Origin of the sequence: Tenacibaculum sp. Cn5-46 (assembly GCF_022347705.1) — a bacterium.
GTDB classification, from domain to species: Bacteria; Bacteroidota; Bacteroidia; order Flavobacteriales; family Flavobacteriaceae; genus Polaribacter; species Polaribacter aiptasiae.
Map to the genome: position 1 here is coordinate 120525 of NZ_JAKRGD010000008.1, position 20715 is coordinate 141239.

At 29.1% G+C, this 20715-nt stretch carries 24 protein-coding genes; 10 read left to right on the forward strand and 14 right to left on the reverse strand.

Features of this window, described 5'->3' with window-relative positions; translation table 11 throughout:
• Positions 1-158: 158 nt before the first annotated feature.
• The gene (locus MHN29_RS16155) at positions 159-488 is read right to left on the reverse strand and encodes a hypothetical protein (protein ID WP_235275554.1); all 330 of its coding nucleotides are present in this window, start codon (positions 486-488) and stop codon (positions 159-161) included.
• Between the two features lie 833 nt (positions 489-1321).
• Between MHN29_RS16155 and MHN29_RS16160 the strand changes: the two genes are divergently transcribed.
• Both MHN29_RS16160 and MHN29_RS16165 read left to right on the forward strand, forming a co-directional pair.
• A complete protein-coding gene (locus MHN29_RS16160) occupies positions 1322-4471 on the forward strand; it encodes a histidine kinase (protein ID WP_235275555.1) in 3150 nt (1049 codons plus the stop codon).
• Positions 4472-4475: 4 nt separating this feature from the next.
• Complete coding sequence (locus MHN29_RS16165; protein ID WP_235275556.1) at positions 4476-5231, forward strand: LytTR family DNA-binding domain-containing protein; 756 nt, start codon at positions 4476-4478, stop codon at positions 5229-5231.
• A gap of 58 nt (positions 5232-5289) precedes the next feature.
• Here the strand turns inward: MHN29_RS16165 and MHN29_RS16170 are convergent, their stop codons facing one another.
• Positions 5290-5625: a single-stranded DNA-binding protein gene (locus tag MHN29_RS16170; RefSeq protein WP_235275557.1), complete on the reverse strand. Its 336-nt coding sequence runs from the start codon at positions 5623-5625 to the stop codon at positions 5290-5292.
• Positions 5626-5793: 168 nt separating this feature from the next.
• On the opposite strand from MHN29_RS16170, the gene MHN29_RS16175 reads away from it, so the two are divergent.
• The gene (locus MHN29_RS16175) at positions 5794-5964 is read left to right on the forward strand and encodes a GNAT family N-acetyltransferase (RefSeq protein ID WP_235275558.1); all 171 of its coding nucleotides are present in this window, start codon (positions 5794-5796) and stop codon (positions 5962-5964) included.
• Positions 5943-6293 (forward strand): hypothetical protein, encoded by a 351-nt coding sequence (locus tag MHN29_RS16180; protein WP_235275559.1) that lies wholly within the window; start codon positions 5943-5945, stop codon positions 6291-6293. The genes MHN29_RS16175 and MHN29_RS16180 overlap by 22 nt, the downstream gene beginning before the upstream one ends.
• Here MHN29_RS16180 and MHN29_RS16185 read toward each other — a convergent pair whose 3' ends face one another.
• Complete coding sequence (locus tag MHN29_RS16185; protein WP_235275560.1) at positions 6294-6761, reverse strand: CBS domain-containing protein; 468 nt, start codon at positions 6759-6761, stop codon at positions 6294-6296.
• Positions 6762-6863: 102 nt separating this feature from the next.
• Between MHN29_RS16185 and MHN29_RS16190 the strand changes: the two genes are divergently transcribed.
• Positions 6864-9164, forward strand: a complete 2301-nt coding sequence (locus MHN29_RS16190) for a M20/M25/M40 family metallo-hydrolase (RefSeq protein WP_235275561.1) — start codon at positions 6864-6866, stop codon at positions 9162-9164.
• 58 nt (positions 9165-9222) lie between these two features.
• On the opposite strand, the gene pyk is transcribed toward MHN29_RS16190, so the two are convergent.
• The 5 genes from pyk to MHN29_RS16215 all read right to left on the reverse strand — a co-directional run bounded on the left by pyk (position 9223) and on the right by MHN29_RS16215 (position 13447).
• Complete coding sequence (pyk, locus tag MHN29_RS16195; RefSeq protein ID WP_150899362.1) at positions 9223-10650, reverse strand: pyruvate kinase; 1428 nt, start codon at positions 10648-10650, stop codon at positions 9223-9225.
• A 3-nt stretch (positions 10651-10653) separates the two neighbouring features.
• Entirely contained in the window at positions 10654-11124 is a 471-nt protein-coding gene (locus tag MHN29_RS16200; RefSeq protein WP_150899363.1) for an IPExxxVDY family protein, read from the reverse strand.
• An 84-nt stretch (positions 11125-11208) separates the two neighbouring features.
• A complete protein-coding gene (rnc, locus tag MHN29_RS16205; protein WP_150899364.1) occupies positions 11209-11946 on the reverse strand; it encodes a ribonuclease III in 738 nt (245 codons plus the stop codon).
• Positions 11947-11952: 6 nt separating this feature from the next.
• On the reverse strand, positions 11953-13203 hold the full coding sequence (fabF, locus tag MHN29_RS16210) for a beta-ketoacyl-ACP synthase II (RefSeq protein ID WP_150899365.1): 1251 nt from the start codon (positions 13201-13203) through the stop codon (positions 11953-11955).
• 7 nt (positions 13204-13210) lie between these two features.
• A complete protein-coding gene (locus MHN29_RS16215; protein ID WP_093871978.1) occupies positions 13211-13447 on the reverse strand; it encodes an acyl carrier protein in 237 nt (78 codons plus the stop codon).
• 180 nt (positions 13448-13627) lie between these two features.
• On the opposite strand from MHN29_RS16215, the gene MHN29_RS16220 reads away from it, so the two are divergent.
• Both MHN29_RS16220 and MHN29_RS16225 read left to right on the forward strand, forming a co-directional pair.
• A complete protein-coding gene (locus MHN29_RS16220; protein ID WP_235275562.1) occupies positions 13628-14197 on the forward strand; it encodes a phosphoribosylglycinamide formyltransferase in 570 nt (189 codons plus the stop codon).
• Positions 14190-14828: a viroplasmin family protein gene (locus MHN29_RS16225; RefSeq protein WP_235275563.1), complete on the forward strand. Its 639-nt coding sequence runs from the start codon at positions 14190-14192 to the stop codon at positions 14826-14828. The genes MHN29_RS16220 and MHN29_RS16225 overlap by 8 nt, the downstream gene beginning before the upstream one ends.
• A 54-nt stretch (positions 14829-14882) precedes the next feature.
• Here the strand turns inward: MHN29_RS16225 and MHN29_RS16230 are convergent, their stop codons facing one another.
• Positions 14883-15230, reverse strand: a complete 348-nt coding sequence (locus MHN29_RS16230; RefSeq protein WP_235275564.1) for a toxin-antitoxin system YwqK family antitoxin — start codon at positions 15228-15230, stop codon at positions 14883-14885.
• Positions 15231-15401: 171 nt separating this feature from the next.
• Between MHN29_RS16230 and MHN29_RS16235 the strand changes: the two genes are divergently transcribed.
• The 3 genes from MHN29_RS16235 (at position 15402) to MHN29_RS16245 (ending at position 16989) form a co-directional block, all read left to right on the forward strand.
• Positions 15402-15602 (forward strand): dodecin family protein, encoded by a 201-nt coding sequence (locus MHN29_RS16235; protein ID WP_150899369.1) that lies wholly within the window; start codon positions 15402-15404, stop codon positions 15600-15602.
• 162 nt (positions 15603-15764) lie between these two features.
• Positions 15765-16118 (forward strand): DUF1304 domain-containing protein, encoded by a 354-nt coding sequence (locus tag MHN29_RS16240; RefSeq protein ID WP_235275565.1) that lies wholly within the window; start codon positions 15765-15767, stop codon positions 16116-16118.
• A gap of 64 nt (positions 16119-16182) precedes the next feature.
• Positions 16183-16989, forward strand: a complete 807-nt coding sequence (locus MHN29_RS16245) for a mechanosensitive ion channel family protein (protein ID WP_235275566.1) — start codon at positions 16183-16185, stop codon at positions 16987-16989.
• Here the strand turns inward: MHN29_RS16245 and tsaB are convergent.
• From tsaB to MHN29_RS16270, 5 genes are all read right to left on the reverse strand, one after another.
• Complete coding sequence (gene tsaB / locus MHN29_RS16250; protein ID WP_235275567.1) at positions 16986-17663, reverse strand: tRNA (adenosine(37)-N6)-threonylcarbamoyltransferase complex dimerization subunit type 1 TsaB; 678 nt, start codon at positions 17661-17663, stop codon at positions 16986-16988. The genes MHN29_RS16245 and tsaB overlap by 4 nt on opposite strands.
• A gap of 92 nt (positions 17664-17755) precedes the next feature.
• Entirely contained in the window at positions 17756-19120 is a 1365-nt protein-coding gene (locus tag MHN29_RS16255) for a TolC family protein (RefSeq protein ID WP_235275568.1), read from the reverse strand.
• 217 nt (positions 19121-19337) lie between these two features.
• Positions 19338-19550, reverse strand: a complete 213-nt coding sequence (locus tag MHN29_RS16260; RefSeq protein ID WP_235275569.1) for a hypothetical protein — start codon at positions 19548-19550, stop codon at positions 19338-19340.
• Positions 19543-20064 (reverse strand): DUF420 domain-containing protein, encoded by a 522-nt coding sequence (locus MHN29_RS16265; RefSeq protein ID WP_235275570.1) that lies wholly within the window; start codon positions 20062-20064, stop codon positions 19543-19545. The genes MHN29_RS16260 and MHN29_RS16265 overlap by 8 nt, the downstream gene beginning before the upstream one ends.
• A 1-nt stretch (position 20065) precedes the next feature.
• On the reverse strand, positions 20066-20713 hold the full coding sequence (locus MHN29_RS16270; RefSeq protein ID WP_235275571.1) for an SCO family protein: 648 nt from the start codon (positions 20711-20713) through the stop codon (positions 20066-20068).
• Positions 20714-20715: the final 2 nt, after the last annotated feature.

Below are 20715 nucleotides of genomic sequence, written 5' to 3' on the forward strand. Positions count from 1 at the left end.
AAAAAGAAAGATGTTATTTACATAACATCTTTCTAACTCTTTATCCCTAGAAATTCGAAACATTCTAAATATAAAGCATCTTCGGGGGGTGGGTATTGTTTTCTTTGCAATTTCCCTTTATATTGAATAGTAATTAGTAAAATTTTATATACTTACCATCATATTAACCATTTTTTTGGTAGTGGTGGTAATTCTATTTTCTTAAGTTCAACTTTTTTCTTTACCGATAAAAAAGGAGCTTTTTGTATTGATATATTTACTTTATTTATTCTACCTATTTCTTTTATTACCTTCTTAAGTTTCTGTTGACGACATAGCACCATACTATTCATAATTACATTTGACTCTGTTCTTAAATCAAAACAATCAACATAAAAACAAGGTGAACCATCTTTGTAAATTATAGCTTCTGTTGCTTTATAACTTTTTAATTCTAAAATTTTCTTTGTACCTCTAACCGTTTTGTAGGTTACCAACTTAAACTCCATAATTATTTTTTAAATAAAAGTAGGGGCTTATTAAACATATCTTTATCATGCAATTACATAGAACGAGAACAAACATCAACACAATAAGTATATTCATAGCCCTTACTTAGTATTATCTATCAAAAACATTTTTTATAAAATCATCAAACCCTATTCCATAATACTATATTTAATAGAAAGAGCCTAAGTCCCCCAACTCAGTGAATAGGGCTGATGATAAAATTTTGTGATCACCATCAACTCCCTACCAATTATTCATAGCCTAACCTTACATAACGTATCCCTAGATATCCCTTAATTATCTAAACATAATAACAAACTACTATCATTGGTAGGTGATTTAACATTGATGGCCTCCACTCTATCATTGTTTCTTTATTCCTAATTTTATGAACTTTAAACTAGTTTCTTGACTAATAGATTTTATAAAAAGAATCATCTAATTCTGTTTCATAAAACAATATCACAACTAATTTATTTAGAGCTATATATTTGCTAACTCCTAGACAAAGAAACACCTATACCTAATAAAAACCTTGTGTAAATCAACTAACGTATGCATCTACGTAACCAACGGTAGGTATTATGTAATAAACGGTAAAATCAAGAGATGACATAAAAGACTTTTTGGAGTTTTCAGAAAAATTCAATTAGTCTTTATCAAAAAACAACTAGTAATGGATAATTACAGTCAAGTAATAAATGGTTAAAAATTAGCTCTTCTTGTTTTAAAAAATTATATTTAACCTCCCAAACTACTTAAGTATAATAACTTTCTATTGTTAAAATAAATTAACATCACCTATTATTTTTTAGGTGCAATATTATTATATATGATTAAGTGGGGGCTTAAGAGGATTAAAATAATAAGTTTATTATGGCCTATTATTATTTCTATACATTGTTTATCTCAAAATAAAATAAACGAAATTTCAATTGCCAACAGTGGCAGTGGAATTTCTTCTTCTCAAAATAAAAACTTATTTATTGATAGTTCTGGTTTTATTTGGCATAATAGCTTAAATGGTATTATCAGAGAAATGGGAAATCAAAAAGAGTTTTATAAACTCAAAGCTAAAAACGGTAATATAATTGATGAAATTTATGATCTTTTAGAAACCAAAAATGGCTCATTTTGGGCTGTAAATAAATTAGGTGCTTTTGAAATTGACCCAGTTAAAGGAGTTATACAACATATATGTCCTGAAGAAAAAATTGGAGAAAAATGGGAAAGTTGGTTTAGTTCTGTTTATGAAGATAGTAATGGAAATATTTGGTTGGGTACTTGTACTAGTACTTTCTATTGTATATCTCCTAATAAAACAATTCAGAAATACAATTTCAATATTCCATTACCCAAAAAACAATTGTTTTTACTAAACGTTTCTAGAATCATAAAAGTAACTAACGATTATATTCTCTTTTTAACTTATAATGGTATTTATAAAGGTGAATTGAATACTAATAAAAAAGCAACTTTCTATCCCTTTCCTAATTCATTTTTAAAAAACTTTGAAAGAAGTAAAAGTCCTTTTAACTATCAATACGCTGAATATTCTCCTGAAGTCACTATTAAAAAAAGCTATTATAGGACATTTAAATTGGGAAAAGAAAAAGGAGAATATTTTTATAATAAAGATTTAAAGGCTTTTATTTTTCAATTGCCTTTCTTTGATTTTACTATTGAAAAAGCATCCAAAAACAATTATAAATTAATTGCTACTGATACAAAAAACATTTACTTAGGTACCATTAAAATTATTAATGGAAAACCTATCTTAAAAAACAATTCCTTCGATATAATCAATACTTCAGTAAAAAAAGTACAGTTATATAATAATACTATAATAGGTATAAACACTAATAAAATTTATTGTTATCAACTATACAATAAAGCTTTTAATCGTTTTTTAAACAATAGGAAACAACTCATTAGTACAAGAGGCTTTATAGAAGATGATAGTCTAAATATATATGTCGCAACAAACCAAGGAATATTCGAAAAACCTATTTCCGATAGTATTTTTTCTAAAGTAAAATTAAAAAACATCACTGATAATAAGCCTATATATCATAAAAACATCTATGACATAGAGTTTATTAACAACAAAACAAAAGCCATTATCTATGGCTATACAAATAATATTTTTGAGGCAGATTTAAAGAAAAAGACATACACCATACACCATCTTTTTAATGGGCTAAAACTAAAATATCCTCCTACAGTTTTAGATATTATAAATTTTAAACATAATAAATTAATACTAGCTACTACTAACGGACTTTATAATTATTATTTAGATACTAAAAAATTAGTTTTTACCGGAAACATATCACCGACAATATCTTTAAACAAAGAACTCAACTACTTATATCTAGACAAAGAAAACAACAACTTATGGATAGGTGGTATTCAAGGTTTATATAAAAAGAATTTAAATACTAATAAAGTAAATACCTATCTCAAAAATGATGATACAAACATAGATATGTCCAAATCCATAAGAGTTATAACTAAAGATTCTTATGGTAATATTTGGGCTGGAGGAAGAAATGGTTTATTTAAAATCTCTAGTGAATCCAACTATAATAAAATTGTTTTAAAAGATTTAGGCTTAAAGAATGATAACATTGTAGGACTAGTAGCAAATAATGGTTTTTTGTGGATAAGCACTTATGATGGACTTATACAACTTAATATAAAAAACTCATCAACAAACCTATATTCAGAAAAAGATGGAATTCCTCATAATGAATTCAATTCAAAATCATTTTATAAATCAAAAAATGGGATATTATATTTTGGTGGACTTAATGGTATTGTTAGTTTTAATCCTAATGACTTAATTTTTAATACCGAAAAATCTTCAATCTATTGTTCTTACATACAAAAATATAATTCTAAAGAAAATAAAGTTATTAGAACTCGTGTTGGACTTTCAAACAAACCAGAAAAAATAAAACTTCCTTATAACCATAATAGTTTAGAAATGGGATTTGTTATAAAAAACAGTGTAATTAACAATGCTAAAAACAACCTCTTTTTTTATAAACTTAGTTATCATGATAATGATGAATGGATAAAAATAGAAAACAGTAGTTCATTACGATTACGTGATTTACCTTCAGGAAATCATACGTTAGAAATAAAAGGTTATGATAATGAGGGGAAACAGTCCAATCATTTAAGATATAATATTTTCGTTTCTCAAATTTTTTATAAAACTATTTGGTTTTATTATTTGTGTGCCTTTTTAATATTATTAAGCTTTTATCTTTTTTACCAACATAAAAAAAATAGAATTCATGAAAAATATTTAGCTCAACTACAAATTGTTAAACAAGAATCTAAGGCGCTAAGAGCACAAATGAATCCCCACTTTATATCAAATGCTTTAAACGGAATTCAAAGTGTATTAATTTTTGATGGTGTTAAAGTCGCTACTCATTATATTCAAATTTTTTCAAAACTTTTTCGAACAACATTAGATATGACTGGCTCTGAATGGACTTTTTTAAAAGATGAAATATCTTATCTAAAAAACTATATCGAACTAGAAGAAATGCGTTTCGAAAAAAAGCTAAACACTATTTTTAATATCTCTCCTAAAATAAACACTAACTACCATAAAATACCTTGTATGTTAATTCAACCTATAATAGAAAATGCTATTATACATGGGTTATCTAATAAAGAAGGAATTTGGAAATTAATTATAGATTTCTCTATAATAAATGACTACATACAAATTAGGGTAATTGACAATGGTATAGGTAGAACTGCCGCCAAAAATTATAGAAGAAAAAAAAGACGTTCTTGGAGTACTGAAATTTTAAAAGATAGAATTTCTGGATACAATAGCATACACAATAAAAAAATGCAATTAAAAATAATTGATTTACATGAAAACGAATCTCCTTCTGGAACCGAGGTTGTTTTAAGCATCCCCGTACAAAATAACATAAGATCGCATAAAAAATAAAACTATGAATAAAATAAATGCTATTATTATAGATGATGAAGTAAAAAACATAAGACTCTTAAAATATTATTTAAATGAGTTTTGTGGAGATATTAATGTAATAGCAGAAGCTACTTCTTTTGAAGAAGGAATAAAAGTCTTACAAAATAATAATACAGATATTCTATTTTTAGACATACAACTAAAAGACAAAACTGGATTTGATTTATTAGACTGTATGTTACCACAAAATATTAAAGTAATATTTGTTACTTCTCATGAAAAATATGCTTTAAAAGCTTTTAAGTACAATGCTGTTGATTATATTTTAAAACCAATTGTTACAGAAGAGTTAATTTTAGCTGTAAATAGAGTAAAAAAAGATATTCAAGAAGAAATATTTACATCCAAAAGTCAAATTAATAATTTAAACAAAACAATTAACGATTCTTTAAAACAAGACTTTATTGCAATACCATCTAATGACCGAATTGAATTAATTAAATTTAAGGATATAATATTTTTAGAATCTCAAGGGCGTTACACCATTTTTCATTGTACTAATAATACACAAATAATAGCTTCTCGAAATCTTGGGGATTATGATGATATTTTAGATAGTTTCCCTTTTTTCAGAACTCATAAAAGTTATATTATAAATATAAACCACACTACAAAAATTATAAAAAATGATGGTTTCTATTGCAAAATGAATAATAACAAAAACATACCTGTAGCCAGAAGAAGACAAGAAATATTAAATAGAGTTTTGGGTATTTAAAATAAAAAAAGGCATTATAAAAATGCCTTTTCCTCTTTTTCATAAAACAACTTTCCCACTATTTGCTACCTAGCATTAGTAATTCATTACAAATTACTTCGGTAACATAGCGCTTAACACCTTCTTTATCTTCAAAAGATCTAGAAGTTAATTTTCCTTCAATCATTACTTCACTTCCTTTCTGTAAGTATTGTTCTATAATTTCAGCAATCTTATTCCATGCAACTATATAGTGCCATTCAGTATCAGTAACTTTTTCTCCTTCCGAGTTTTTGTACGTTTCATTTGTAGCTAATGAAAACTTAGCTATTTTTTTACCATTATCTAAATTGATAATTTCTGGGTCATTTCCTAAATTTCCAATCAACTGTACTCTGTTTTTTAGTGCATTCATAATTATTATTTTTTCATTAAACAGTTAAGACTTTGTTATTCAATCGAATTAACACTGCAAATATCTAGCACAATCCAAACTACAATCGGTAAGTAATCGTTTGTTTTCGTTTGTAAATGAATGTAATCGTTTAACATTTACTATATTTGAGGAAAAACATAGCTAAAAATGAAGTTCCAATTAGAAACAAATCGTTTGATATTAAGGAAGTTTGAAGAAAAAGATACAGCACATATTTTTGAATTAGACTCAAACTCAGAAGTACATAAATATCTTGGTAATAATGCCAAATGGTATGAATTGAAAAAAAACAGACTATGGATGCTAAAAAATGTTTAGAATGTGGTGAAAAAGTTATTGGTAGAATTGATAAAAAATTCTGTTCTGATTATTGTCGAAACGCATATAACAATAAAATCAACAAGGAAAGTAAAAACCTCGTTAGAAACACCAATAATAGATTGCGTAAAAATTATAAAATCCTTTCTGAACTTAACGCATCGGGAAAGACAAAAGTTAGCAGGCGTAAATTATTTGATAGAGGTTTTGATTTTAAATTCATCACCTCTATCTATACTACAAAAACAGGAAACACCTATTTTTATGTATATGATCAAGGATACTTAGAACTCGAGAATGAAATGTATTTATTGGTTAAACAAGACTAATTATTTCCAAGTATTACCTTTTAGCTTCATTGCAGCTTTTAACACATCCTTTTGGCTTATCAATCCAATTAATCTTCCGTTTTCAGTAATTGGAAAACGTCTCCTTTTTGATTGTAAAAACTTATTAGCAGCATCAAAAATATTCATATCCCCATCAATAGTTTCAACCTGCGTAATCATGGCCTTTGAAACTGTATTATTTTTATCAATAGGTAAATTATGATATCTACTTTCAGATATTTGTTTTATACAATCTCCTTCAGAAATTATTCCTACTAATTCATTCTTATCATTGACTACAGGACCTCCAGAAATTTTATTTTTGATTAGAGAATCGATAACATCTTCAATAGATTGGTCTTCTTTAAACGTAATAAGATTTTTAGACATATAATCAGAAACCAAAATTGGCACTGACTCTTTTTCTTGTTGATTTGTTCGCTTCCCCTGAAAGTTAATAATTCCCATAATAGTAAGATTTAGCTATTAAATATACTGATTTTTAACTAATTAACTATTTTACAGATAAAGAATAAATTTACTTACTTTTATATGCATTAAAATTTTACTATGAAATCATCAAATAATTTTATCGCTGTACTAATCATAATTTTTACAGTTTATTGGAGTTTTAAAGATGTAATTCCTTCGGCTCCCTCAAATAATAAAGAACTAAAATCTGAAGATTTTTCGTTAAATAATGCTTTATATCATTTAAAAAACATTTCGAAAAAAACACACCATACAGGTTCGCCTGAGCACAAAGTGGTTCAAGACTATATCGTAAATGAATTAAAAAAACTGAATTTAACTCCAGAAGTTCAATACCAAACAGCTATTAATAAAAAATGGAGAGCAAGTACAACTACTGAAAACATTATAGCCAAAATTAAGGGTTCTGGTAATGGAAAATCATTACTATTACTTACTCATTACGATTCTAATCCGCACTCTTCGTTAGGTGCTAGTGATGCAGGTTCAGGTGTTGTAACTATACTAGAAGGAGTAAGAGCATTTTTAGCTAAAAATAAACAACCAAAAAATGATATTATTATTCTTTTTTCTGATGCTGAAGAACTAGGTTTATTAGGAGCACAAGCTTTTGTAGAAAATCACCCTCTAGCTAAGAATATTAGAATAGTATTAAATTTTGAAGCACGAGGTAGTGGAGGATCTAGCTATATGTTAATGGAAACAAATGGCAAGAATAAAAAATTACTTACTGAATTTTTAAATTCAAATCCAAACTACCCAGCTGCTAATTCATTAATGTACAGTATTTATAAAAAATTACCTAATGATACCGATTTAACTATATTTAGAGAAAAAGGAAGTATCAATGGATTCAATTTTGCTTTTATTGATGATCATTTCGATTATCATACTGCTCAGGATTCTTATGAAAGATTAAATAGAGAAACTTTAATGCATCAAGCAGAATATTTTACTACATCTCTAAATTATTTTGCTAATTCTGACTTAACAAACTTAAATAGTGACGAGGATTATATTTATGTAAACTTTCCAATAATTAAAATGTTGACTTACCCTTTCTCTTGGGGAGGTACCTTATTAATTATAAGTTTCATCATATTTTGTGTGCTACTCTTTTTAGGTATTTCAAAAAATAAACTTACTATTAGAGGCACTTTTATTGGTTTTATACCTTACATAACTTCATTGGTTATTTGTGCTGGTGTATCGTATGGTTTATGGCAGTTAATTTTAATAATACACCCGCAATATACCGATATGCTTCATGGTTTTACTTATAACGGGTATCAATACATCATTGCTTTTATATTTTTAAATATTTGGATTGTATTTAAAATTTACAGCCGTTTTAAAGAACATAAAACTACAGATTTATTTATTGCTCCAATAGCTCTTAGTTTTATTTTAAACTATTTCATTTATCAATACTTACCAGGAGCTGGTTTCTTTATTATTCCTGTTTATGCTTCTCTTTTAATTTTAGCTATTCTAATTTTAATGAAACTAAAAGCAAATTCTAAAGCTACTTTATTTGCCATAATATCAGTTCCAACGATATATATCATAGCTCCTATGATTCAACTGTTTCCTGTTGCTTTAGGACTTAAAATTTTATTTGTTTCAGCTATTTTTATTGTTTTAGTTTTTGGTTTTATTTTACCTGTATTTCATCAGCAAAAACGAAAGAACAGATGGCAAACTATTACTGGTATTATATCTATAGTATTCTTTGTTCTTGCTACTTTTAACAGTGGTTTTTCAATCGATAAAAAAAGACCTAATAGTATAGTTTATATTCAAAACTCTGATGATAAAACGGCTTATTGGGGTACTTATAATAAAACATTAGATAATTACACAAAACAAATTTTCGATTCTGATTATCAAGAAGGGAGTATTCCTTCGGTGGAAGGTAAAAGCAAGTATAATACTCGTTTTAACTATCATAAAAAGGCAGAAAACAAAAACTTAAGTACTTCCAATATTAAAATCAATTTAGATACCATTATTAATAATGAAAGGAAGTTAAACTTAACAATTACACCTACGCGTAACATCAATAAATATGAGTTTTACAACAATACTCCTATCCAATTAAAGGATTTGAAAGTAAACGGCGCTTTTTATGATGCTGGCAAGGCTTTTAAAGCTCACAAAGGAGTATTATTAATTTATCAAATAGCTAATTCTGATAAGGATGTAACCGTATCATTCACTATAGGTAAAGATGAAAAACCTAATATTGTTTTAAATGAAGTTTCGTACGATTTATTAACACACCCTAAGTTTAACTTAAAACCTCGAAGTGAAATAATGATGCCCATGCCTTTTGTAACTAACGATGCCATTATAACTTCTAAAAAAATACAGTTATAAAATAAAAAAGCGCAACCCAAGAGGTTGCGCTTTTTTATTTATTTAATACTAATACTTCTTAGTCTATTTGAGAAACACGTAAAGTATTTACCATACCTTTCGCTTTTACAGGCATTGATGATAAGTTGATCATAAAATCTCCTCCTTTTACAAAACCTTTCTCTTTGGCTATTTCATTAATATCTTCAACAGTATCATCTGTACTTAAATCTCTATCGTAATAGAAAGCTCTAACTCCCCATAAAAGATTTAACTTCCCTAAAATTCTTTTCTCTGATGAAAATGCTAATACGTGAGATTTTGGTCTCCAGGCTGAAATTTGGAAAGCTGTATAACCACTATTAGTTAATGTAGAAATTGCTGCTGCGTTAATATCATCAGCCATTAAAGCTGCGTGATGACAAATAGATTTCGTTATAAATCTGTTTGTACGAATATGAGGTGGTTCTTGTGGAACTTTAATTAATTCAGAGAACTCAACACTACTAATAATTTCAGTCATCTTTTTAATAACTTTAATAGGGTGTTTTCCTACTGATGTTTCACCAGAAAGCATTACTGCATCTGCTCCATCCATAATTGAATTTGCTACATCATTTACCTCTGCTCTTGTAGGTACAGCATTATCAATCATAGTTTCCATCATTTGAGTAGCAATAATAACTGGAATTCTTGCTTCTTTAGCTCTACGAACTAAACTCTTTTGAATTAAAGGAACATCTTGCATTGGTACTTCAACACCTAAATCACCACGAGCTACCATTAATCCGTCACAATAAGGAATTAATGCATCTATATTTTCTACTGCTTCAGGTTTTTCAATCTTAGCAATAACTGGTACTCTATATCTTGACTTTTGTTTAATTAAGTCACGTAAAATTCTTAAATCTTCTGGAGTTCTTACAAAAGATAAAGCAACCCAATCAACTTCTTGTTGTAAAGCAAAGACAACGTCTTTTTTATCTTTTTCAGTCAATGCTGGTAAAGAAATGTTTGTATTAGGAAGATTTACTCCTTTTTTAGATTTTAATGGACCTCCTACTATTACTTTAGCTACTACTTCTTTCTCTTTATCTGTAGAAACTACTTCAAATAATAGTTTACCATCATCTACAAGAATTTGTTCTCCAGCTTTTACATCTTTAGGAAAACGTTGGTAAGTCATAAAAGCTTTTTCTTTGGTTCCTTCACATTCTTCTGTAGTAAAGGTAAAAGTATCTCCAGCTTTTAATTCTACTCCTTCTTGCATTACACCCACTCTAAGCTTTGGCCCTTGTAAATCGGCTAAAATTGCTACGTTGTAACCTCTTTCTTCATTAATTTCTCTAATTTGCTGAATACGCTCTTTTACAACATCATAATCTGCGTGAGAAAAATTAATTCTAAAAACATTTACTCCAGATGCAGCCATTTCAGCTAAAACCTCTTTAGTACTTGTTGCTGGTCCTAATGTTGCTACAATTTTTGTTTTCTTATTGTGTGGCATAATTTAAAATATTAAAAAATCTTTCGATTTTAACGATTCAACCTCTACTTCATAAGAGGTTATAACTTGAGGTATTTGATTTATTTTTTCTATTGTTTTCACAATATATTCATAATCAAAATCTCCTTCTATCTTGAGAAAATAATCAACCTTCTTTTTTTCAGAAACTAAATACATTATAGAATCACTTTCATTAAAAAGACTCGTTGATATAGTTTTTTGTGTCGATTTATATTTATTGGAAATTAAGAACCAATCATATTCTAATTCTACGTTGGTATACTCATATACGGCGTAAGAAGATTGGTTGTTTTTTCGAGTAAAATCTAAATCATAACTGGCTCTGCAAAACTTAATTTGCAGGTATTGATTTAACAAATAAGCTAACCTGTACTCACTCAATACAGTATGAATACCTATTAATGCATAATCATTATCAGAAAAATCATCAATATTTAGTGCATAGGTAGCCATTAAAACAACTATTTGTTTTTTGCTAAATTAATGAATGTATCTAAAATATAATGTGAAATTTACGAAAACGTTTTCGGCTAAATGTTAAGAATTTGTCATCTGACTTTGCATAGCATAGTACACTCTTTTTGCTGCAATTTCCTCTGCTTTTTTCTTAGAAGTAGCTCTACCTTTGGCTACAATTGTACCATCAATACTTACTCTAACACTAAAATGCCTCTTGTTTTGGTTTCCAGAATCTTCGTATGATTCGAATTTATATTTCTTCTTTTTCTTCTGACACCACTCTATCACAAAACCTTTATAACTAGAAATTTTACCTTCTAATCTTTCAATATCTACATAAGGTAATATTACTTGTTCATAAATAAATTGATGACAATAATTATAACCTCTATCTAGATATATAGCACCTATTAGAGCTTCAAATATATTACCATAAATATTATTGCTAATATGATCTTGTGAAATATTGCTTTTTACAAAACGTATCAACTCCAAATCTTTTCCCAAAGCGTTTAAGTGTTCTCTACTTACTACTTTAGAACGCATTTGAGTTAAATATCCTTCGTCACCTTTAGGCACCTTCTTATATAAATAAGATGCTATTACCGAACCTAAAATTGCATCACCTAAAAATTCTAATCGCTCATAGTTAATAGGATTTCCTTTGCTATCAACTAATTTAAGAGACCTATGTGTAAAAGCCTTCTTATAATGCGATAATTTTATAGGTTTAAAATTAAGCAGTTCTTTTAATTCGTAGTAAAAGTTTTCATCTTCTTTAGTCTGGGGTCTTACTATTCTACGAAGAAAATTCATATAGGGTTAATCTAGTTTTCTAAAAGCGATACAAGCATTGTGTCCACCAAAACCAAATGTATTACTTACCGCGACTTTGATATCTCTCTCTTGTGGCTTATTCAGTGTTAAATTTAAATCTGGATTAATATTTTCATCAACATTCTCGTGATTTATTGTTGGAGGTACAACACCGTGCTCCATTGCTAAGATTGCTGCAATAGATTCTATAGCTCCAGCTGCTCCTAATAAATGTCCAGTCATGGACTTTGTAGAATTGATGTTTATATTTTTAGCATGATCTCCAAAAACTTCAGAAATCGCTTTCAACTCAGCTACATCTCCAAGAGGGGTAGAAGTACCGTGAGTATTAATATGGTCTACGTCTTCTGGTTTTATACCAGCATTTTCAAGACAGTTTTTCATTACTGCAATTACACCAATTCCTTCTGGATGCGGTGCAGTCATATGGTGAGCGTCAGATGACATTCCACCCCCAATAACTTCTGCGTAAATTTTAGCTCCACGAGCTTTGGCATGTTCGTACTCTTCTAATACAATTGCTCCTGCTCCTTCTCCTAAAACAAATCCATCACGTTCGCTATCAAATGGTCTTGATGCTGTTTCTGGACTTTCATTTCTAGTTGATAAAGCGTGCATTGCATTAAACCCTCCCATACCTGCAACTGTAACAGCAGCTTCACTACCACCAGTTACAATAACATCACAATGACCTAGTCTAATGTAATTAAGTGCATCTATCATCGCATTTGCAGATGATGCACAAGCAGATACCGTAGTATAGTTAGGCCCCATAAATCCATTTTTAATAGAAATATTTCCAGGAGCAATATCTGCAATCATTTTAGGGATAAAGAATGGGTTGAATTTTGGTGTACCATCTCCTTTTGCGAAATCTAATACTTCGTTTTGAAATGTTTCCAATCCTCCAATTCCTGCTCCCCAGATAACACCAACTCTTAATTTGTTGACTTCATCTAAGTTTAACTTAGCATCAGCAATAGCTTCATCAGAAGCTACCATTGCATACTGAGTAAATCTATCCATTCTACGTGATTCTTTCCTATGTATGAAATCATTCACGTTGAAGTTTTTCAACTCACATGCGAAACGAGTTTTGAACTTGGCAGCATCAAAATACGTTATAGGTGCTGCTCCGCTAACTCCGTTAACTAAGCTATTCCAATATTCTTCTTTATTGTTCCCTATTGGCGTTAATGCGCCAAGTCCAGTTACTACAACTCGCTTTAATTGCATATAAATCTTATTTTTTTGCGTCTTCTATATAGCTTACCGCTTGACCTACAGTACCAATGTTTTCTGCTTGATCATCTGGAATTTGAATATCAAATTCTTTTTCGAATTCCATGATTAACTCAACAGTATCTAATGAATCTGCTCCTAAATCGTTTGTGAAGCTTGCTTCGTTAGTTACTTCGTTATCGTCTACTCCTAACTTGTCTACGATAATTGCTTTTACTCTTGATGCAATGTCTGACATAATTTGTTTGTTTTAAAATTTAAAATCGAGGCAAAAATACAAATCTTAGTTATTAATTCTAACTTTTGCTCAAAAATGTGATGCCTAAAATAAAAAAAATACTTGAATATTTCGCTACACACACCACCGTTGTTAATAATTATTCTTTTTTTTGCAGTAACAAAACAACTAAATTTTAACATGAAACGTATCGTAATTTTTGCTTCTGGCTCTGGATCCAACGCCGAAAACATAATTAAATACTTCAATTCTTCTCAAATTGCCACTGTTACTCACGTGCTGTCTAACAATGAACATGCCAAAGTTTTTGACCGTTGTGAACGACTCAATATTGAAGCTTCTCTCTTTGACAGAGAGAGTTTTACAAAAGACGACACCGTACTAAACTTTTTACAGGTTGAAGCTGACATAATTGTCCTTGCTGGATTCTTATGGCGTATTCCTGCAAAGATTGTCGAAGCTTTTCCTAATAAAATTATAAATATCCACCCTGCTTTGTTACCTAAATATGGAGGAAAGGGTATGTACGGAATGAATGTTCATAAAGCTGTAAAGGAAAATAATGAAACAGAATCTGGTATTACAATTCATTATGTTAATGAGAATTATGATGAAGGAGCTATTATTTTTCAAGCTAAAACAATCATAGACAAAAACGATTCACCTGAACAAATAGCTAAAAAAATTCATATCTTAGAATATGAACATTTTCCTAAAATAATTGAAGAAGTAATTACAAAGAATGTCTAAAAAGAAAAAATATTATGTTGTTTGGCAAGGTAAAGAGAAAGGTATTTTTACCTCTTGGAATGCTTGTAAAAAACAAATAACTGGGTATGAAGGCGCCCAATACAAAGCTTTTATTGATAAAAAAGAAGCTGAAGTTGCGTTTACCAAGAGTTATAACGACTATAAAGGAAAAGATACCAAGAAAGTTGTTCTATCTGCTGCCGAAAAAGCTAAATATGGCAATCCTATTTTAGAAAGTATCTCTGTAGATGCCGCTTGTGCTGGTAATCCAGGGAAAATGGAATACAGAGGTGTTTTAACTCAAAATAAAAAAGAAATCTTTAAAATGGGACCTTTTATTAATGGAACCAATAATATTGGTGAGTTTTTAGCTTTAGTCCATGGAATTGCTTTATTAAAAAGTAAAAACATGCATGAACTACCTATTTATTCAGATTCTAAAATAGCAATGGGATGGGTTCGAAAAAAACAATGTAGAACTAATATTGTTTTTGATGAGAAGAATAAAGATATTTTAGACTTAATAAAACGTGCCGAGAAATGGCTAAAAGAAAACTCTTTTAAAAACCCTTTATTAAAATGGGAAACTAAAGCTTGGGGAGAAATTCCTGCTGATTTTGGGAGAAAATAAAAAACCGAGTAGAAAATCTACTCGGTTTTTTTATTCTGTTTAATCTCCCAAAGGCTATTTGATAGCCATTTTAGTTTCTTCTTTCCAAGTTTGCACACTTGCTATAACATTATTGTTATAATCAATTTCTTTCAGTCCATCTTCTTTCCACATAAACCACTTACCTACTTTTTTTCCTGCTTCGTAATGTGCAATAACTGTTTTATTTCCTTTCTTATCGAAAGAAGTCCATGTCCCTGTTAACTTTTTGTTTTTGAAGAAACCTTGCTCCTTTACTTTACCATCCTTATAAAAATAAGTTGCTTTTACTAAATCTCCTGATTTCTCAAATTTTGGTTCTGTATCTTGAGCTTGTAATAATGATACTGATAAAACACAAGCGGCTATTATTAATTTCTTCATATCTAAACTTTTAAGGATTAACACTTACATTACAAATATATAAAAATATTTACATAATTGAAACATTTTCGTAACATTAATTTAACATTGGTTTTTAATCCTATTTTTTGACAAGGAAATCACCTTTAAAATTAGTATATTTATGAGGTATAAATCATAAAAGAAATTATTATGGCAGTAATGAAAGTTATTGAAATTTTAGCTAATTCTGACAAAAGTTGGGAAGATGCTACCAGAAAAGCCGTAAAACAAGCTTCTAAATCAGTTAAAGGAATTAAATCAGCATTTGTACAATCGCAAAGCGTAGTTGTAAATGACGATGAGGTAACTGAATTTAGAGTTAACTTAAAAGTTACTTTTGAAGTAAAGTAACCCTATATTAACTAACTACTATTTAAACGATATTGTGTACAATATCGTTTTTTTATGTCTACAGCAATTACTAATTGCTCTCTATTTTTTTACATATGTTTGTATAAATAAACATTATTGTTATTTAAAAACAACTATTAACTAACCCAAAAACAATTAACAATGACTTATCCTCAATTATTTTTCGTTGCCTTAGTAGCGTTAATCCATATTTATATAGTTATTTTAGAAATGGTTTTATGGACCAAACCTAAAGGAATTAAAACCTTTGGTTTAAAATCGAAAGAATATGCTGAAGAAACTAAAATATTAGCCGCCAATCAGGGATTGTATAATGGTTTTTTAGCTGCTGGTTTGATTTGGTCTATTTTGTCTGTAAAAACTGATGTAGCACTCTTCTTCTTAGCCTGTGTTTTTGTTGCCGGAATTTATGGCGCTTATTCAACAAAAAAACCAAGAATATTCTTTGTTCAATCTATACCTTCTTTAATTGGTATATTGTTATTGATACTGTAACTTTGCTTCACTTTTTAAAAAACTAACGCTACTTACATTTTATTAATTTTTTAAAAACTTAAACATGAAAGAGTATTTAGATCAATTTCAAAACTTATTGATTAATTACACACCTAAGGTACTAACAGCTTTAGCAATTTTAATTGTAGGATTATTTGCTATTAAATTTGTTGTGGGAACCTTTAAAAAAATAATGAACAAACGTAGCGTAGATGTTACACTACAAAAGTTTTTGGGCGATTTATTAAGCTGGTCTTTAAAAGCTTTATTATTTGTTACTGTTATTTCTAACTTAGGAGTTGCAACAACATCTTTTGCTGCTATTATTGGTGCTGCTGGTCTTGCTGTTGGTTTGGCTTTACAAGGATCATTATCAAATTTTGCTGGAGGAGCTTTAATTATGATTTTCAAACCTTTTAAAATTGGGGATTTAATTGAAGCACAAGGTGTAACTGGTGTAGTAAAAGAAATTCAAGTATTTACTACTCATATAAACACTCCAGGAAACAAGTTAGCTATTGTACCTAATGGTGCTTTATCAAATGGTAATATTATTAATTATACTGCTGAAGGTAAATTAAGAGTTGATTTAACTTTTGGAGTATCGTATGATGCAGACATCAAAGAAGCTAAGAAAATTTTAATGGATGTTTTAACATCTAACCCTAAAGTATTAAAAGATCCTGCTCCTAGTGTGAATGTTTCAGAATTAGCAGATAGTTCTGTAAACTTTGCTGTGAGACCATGGACAGAAACTCCAAATTATTGGGACGTTTACTTCGAAACTACTGAAAACGTAAAATTAGCTTTAGACAAAGCTGGTATCGAAATTCCTTATCCACACTCTGTGGAAATCCAAAAAGAAGGCTAAACCTTCTTTTTTTCAGGAATTACAATAAAATCTTTTAGATAAAAAGGTTCAAAATAAGCGACATCTTCGATGTCGTTTTTTTTGTACTTCTCATAACTTAATGCAGCCATTTCTTTTGATGAAGGAAACTTTCCATCTATAAACACAGCATTTTCATGTGTAATAACTTCTTTACACTTTGCAGCTCCATCACCTAAGAAATATACTTTCCCTTTTGATAGCTCTTCTACAAAAGAGTTTTCATCAATTATTTGAGCTTGTATTTCTCGTTCTTGTTCATAGTTTGAATTATATATTGCTGAATATACTTCCATCCTACGTGCATCTATCATTGGTACTATTAATCCTTCTTCAACATTTATACTATGTGCTAACGATTTTAAAGTTTCGAGAGATATCAATGGTTTATCTATTGAAAAACAAAGTCCTTTAGCAGCAGAAACCCCAATACGAAGTCCCGTATAAGAACCAGGACCTTTACTTACTGCTATAGCATCTAACTTACTTGTGGTTAACGCTAGTTCCTCTAAAACCTCTTGAATAAATGGATGTAATTTTTCTGCATGAGAATAACTTCCTTCGTTTAATTCTCTAATAGCTAAAACCTTTCCGTCTTCTGCAATACTTACAGAACAGTTTTTAGTTGCTGTTTCTATATTTAAAATTAATGCCAAACTAATAATACTTTTTTGCAAAGATACATTATAAAGAAAAACCTCGTTAATTTTTACTTAACGAGGTTTTTCTTTTTATAAGAACTTTATATCTAATCTACTATTGACTCTCCAAAATAGAACTTTAATACTTTTGTTTTAAACACATAATCGTATTTAGCTCTAATCATAGCTCCTTCTGCATTAACCAAACGATTACGAACTTGGTCAAAATCAAACTGTGTCATTGAACCATAATCATAACTTACTTGTGCATTTTTAAAAGCTTCTTTTTGGGCATCTAAAGAAACTTTTGCTGCTTCAAATGTTTTAGCTGCTGCTTTCGCATCTAAAAAAGCTTTTTCTATTTCTTGTTCTAATTGTAATTTTTGGTTTTCTAATGCTATTTCCGAAACTTCCTTATTAATTTTAGCTTTTGCTATTCTGTTTTTACTTTGAAAACGATTAAATATAGGTATACTTAAATCTAAACCAAAATTGTATCCTAAATTACCATCTAACTGGGTAAAGAAACCATTTCTTGCTGTCCCTGTTATATTCCCTAAATTATCTCTAACTAAAATCTCATCTTTCTCTCCTAAAACAGTTTGATAAGATGTATTAACCCCTGCTCTAAAACTTAATGTTGGTAATAATTCACTCTTTGCTAAATCTACACCTAAATTTGCATTTTCGACATTCAATTTTGCTCTTTCAACCTCTGGTCTATTTGTTAAAGCTTTTTGATACACCTCTTTTGAACTATTATATAATAAAACTAAAGATGGAGAATCAATATCAATTTTTGCTACGTCAAAATTCTCTGAAGATATCTGTAATAATTGTGCTAGTCTTAACAATGCTAAATTTAATGTATTCTCTTGCAAAACAACATTTTGAATATCATTTGCTGCTGTAGATTGAACATTAAGCAAATCTCCTTTTGGTACCGCACCTGCTTCAAACTGAGCCTTTGCTCTTTCTATTTGTTTTTTGCTAATTTCAGATTGTACAATAGCTACTTCTAAATTTTCTTTGGCAAACAATACATTTAAGTATGTATTCACAACATTTAAAGATATATCATTTTCTATTTTAGCTACATCTAATTTATTACCTTCAACACCTAACTTAGACTGTTTTAATGTATTTTTATTTCTATTACCATTATAAAGAGTAGTATTAGAACTTAATCCAAAATTGTTTCCTCTAGTATCTCTAGAAATCCTTCCTCCATTTTGACCGATAAAAGATCCAAAATTTAGTCCTTGTGAAGCTGAACCATTTAAACTTGGCAAGAAGTTTCCTTTTGCTATGTCCACATCTTTTTCAGCTAGTTGTACACTTAGCTTATTTTGTTTGATTGTAATGTTGTTTTTCAACGCATGGTCTACACACTCTTTAAGTGTCCACTGTTTTTGAGAAAAACCTGTTAATGAGATTAATAGAGCTCCTAGTAATACAATTTTTGTTTTCAAGACGAATATTTTTTTGTTCATTATAGTTAGTCAATTGGTATTCCAAAAAAGAATAAAACATAACCTTCTGTATACCAGTAAACTAGTTGTTTTTCAATTTCATTTAACTGTTTGATTTCGAACATTATTAGATTCAAAATCGAACATTTTTTTAAAACTGTTTTTATATGACGACTAAAAATAGAATATGTTACAAAAAAAAACTCTTATTAGACTGTTAATTTTTTGAAGCCTTTTTATGGCGGTAAATAAAATAAAACAACAACCCAACTAATATATAAGGAAACACCATTAAATAGGTTATTCCATTATTAACTCCTTCAGCCATTGTTTCATTACCTCCTTCTACTACTGCTTTACACATTGCACATTGTGCAGATACGTTTGTTGAAGCTATTAATACTAAAATTAAAACTACTTTTTTAAACATAATATGGTGATATCATTAAATATACTACAACTCCTGTTACTGCTACATATAACCATAGCGGAAATGTGATCTTAGCTATTTTTTTATGTTCTGGAAACTTTCCTAGTCTAGCTCTCATAAATGTTACCAATACAAATGGAATTATTATTACAGATAAAGCAATATGTGTTAATAAAATAAATAAGTATATATACTTTATTACTCCCTCACCTCCAAATTTTGTGGAGTCCGAAGTCATATGATAGGCTACATACATAACTAAAAACAACACAGAACATATAATCGCTAAAGTATTTAACTGCTCATGAAGCTTTCTATTTCCTTTTTTAATTGCTACTACCGATGCTACTAATAACACAGCTGTCAATCCATTTATGCTTGCATATATAGGTGGCAAAAAAGTCAAGGGTTCTACATTAGGTATTTTAATTCTAAATAATGCAGCTACCGCTATTGGTATTATTATAGATACTATTGTAATAAACCTTTTATATTTTTTTTCTTCTGCACTCATGTTACTCCTTTAACAATAATTTTATATCTTCTTTTAATTCTTTTATCTGATTACCAAAACCGTGTTCTTCTAACGCTCTATAATAACCTATTGGATTACCTTGTTCATCATAACGAGAACGGATATACCCATCTTTATCTACCAAAGCAAACAAACCTGAATGTTCAAACCCTCCATGAGACACTTCACCTTTTCCAACGAATAATTTAAATCCGTCATTTGATAAATTATAAACTACTTCTTCTGGTTTGCCTGTTAACATATGCCAGTTTTTATGATTTATACCATTTCTTTTAGCATAAGCTTTTAACTGTTTAGGCGTATCTATCTCTGGTGTTATTGAAAATGATGCTATTCCAAAATTAGGATTTCCCATAAACTCATTCTGAACTTCAACCAACCTTGCATTCATTATTGGACAAATTGTTGGACATGTTGCAAAGAAAAACTCTACTACATATACTTTACCTTCATAATCTTTATTTGAAATCGTTTCGCCATGTTGGTTTATAAATTCAAAATCAGGAACCTTTGTATACTTATATAAATCTGCAGTATTAAAGTGTTTTACAATTTTTGGCACTGAATAAATACCAAATAATAAGATAATGAATGAAATTCCTATGTATGAATAATTTTGTTTTTTCATAG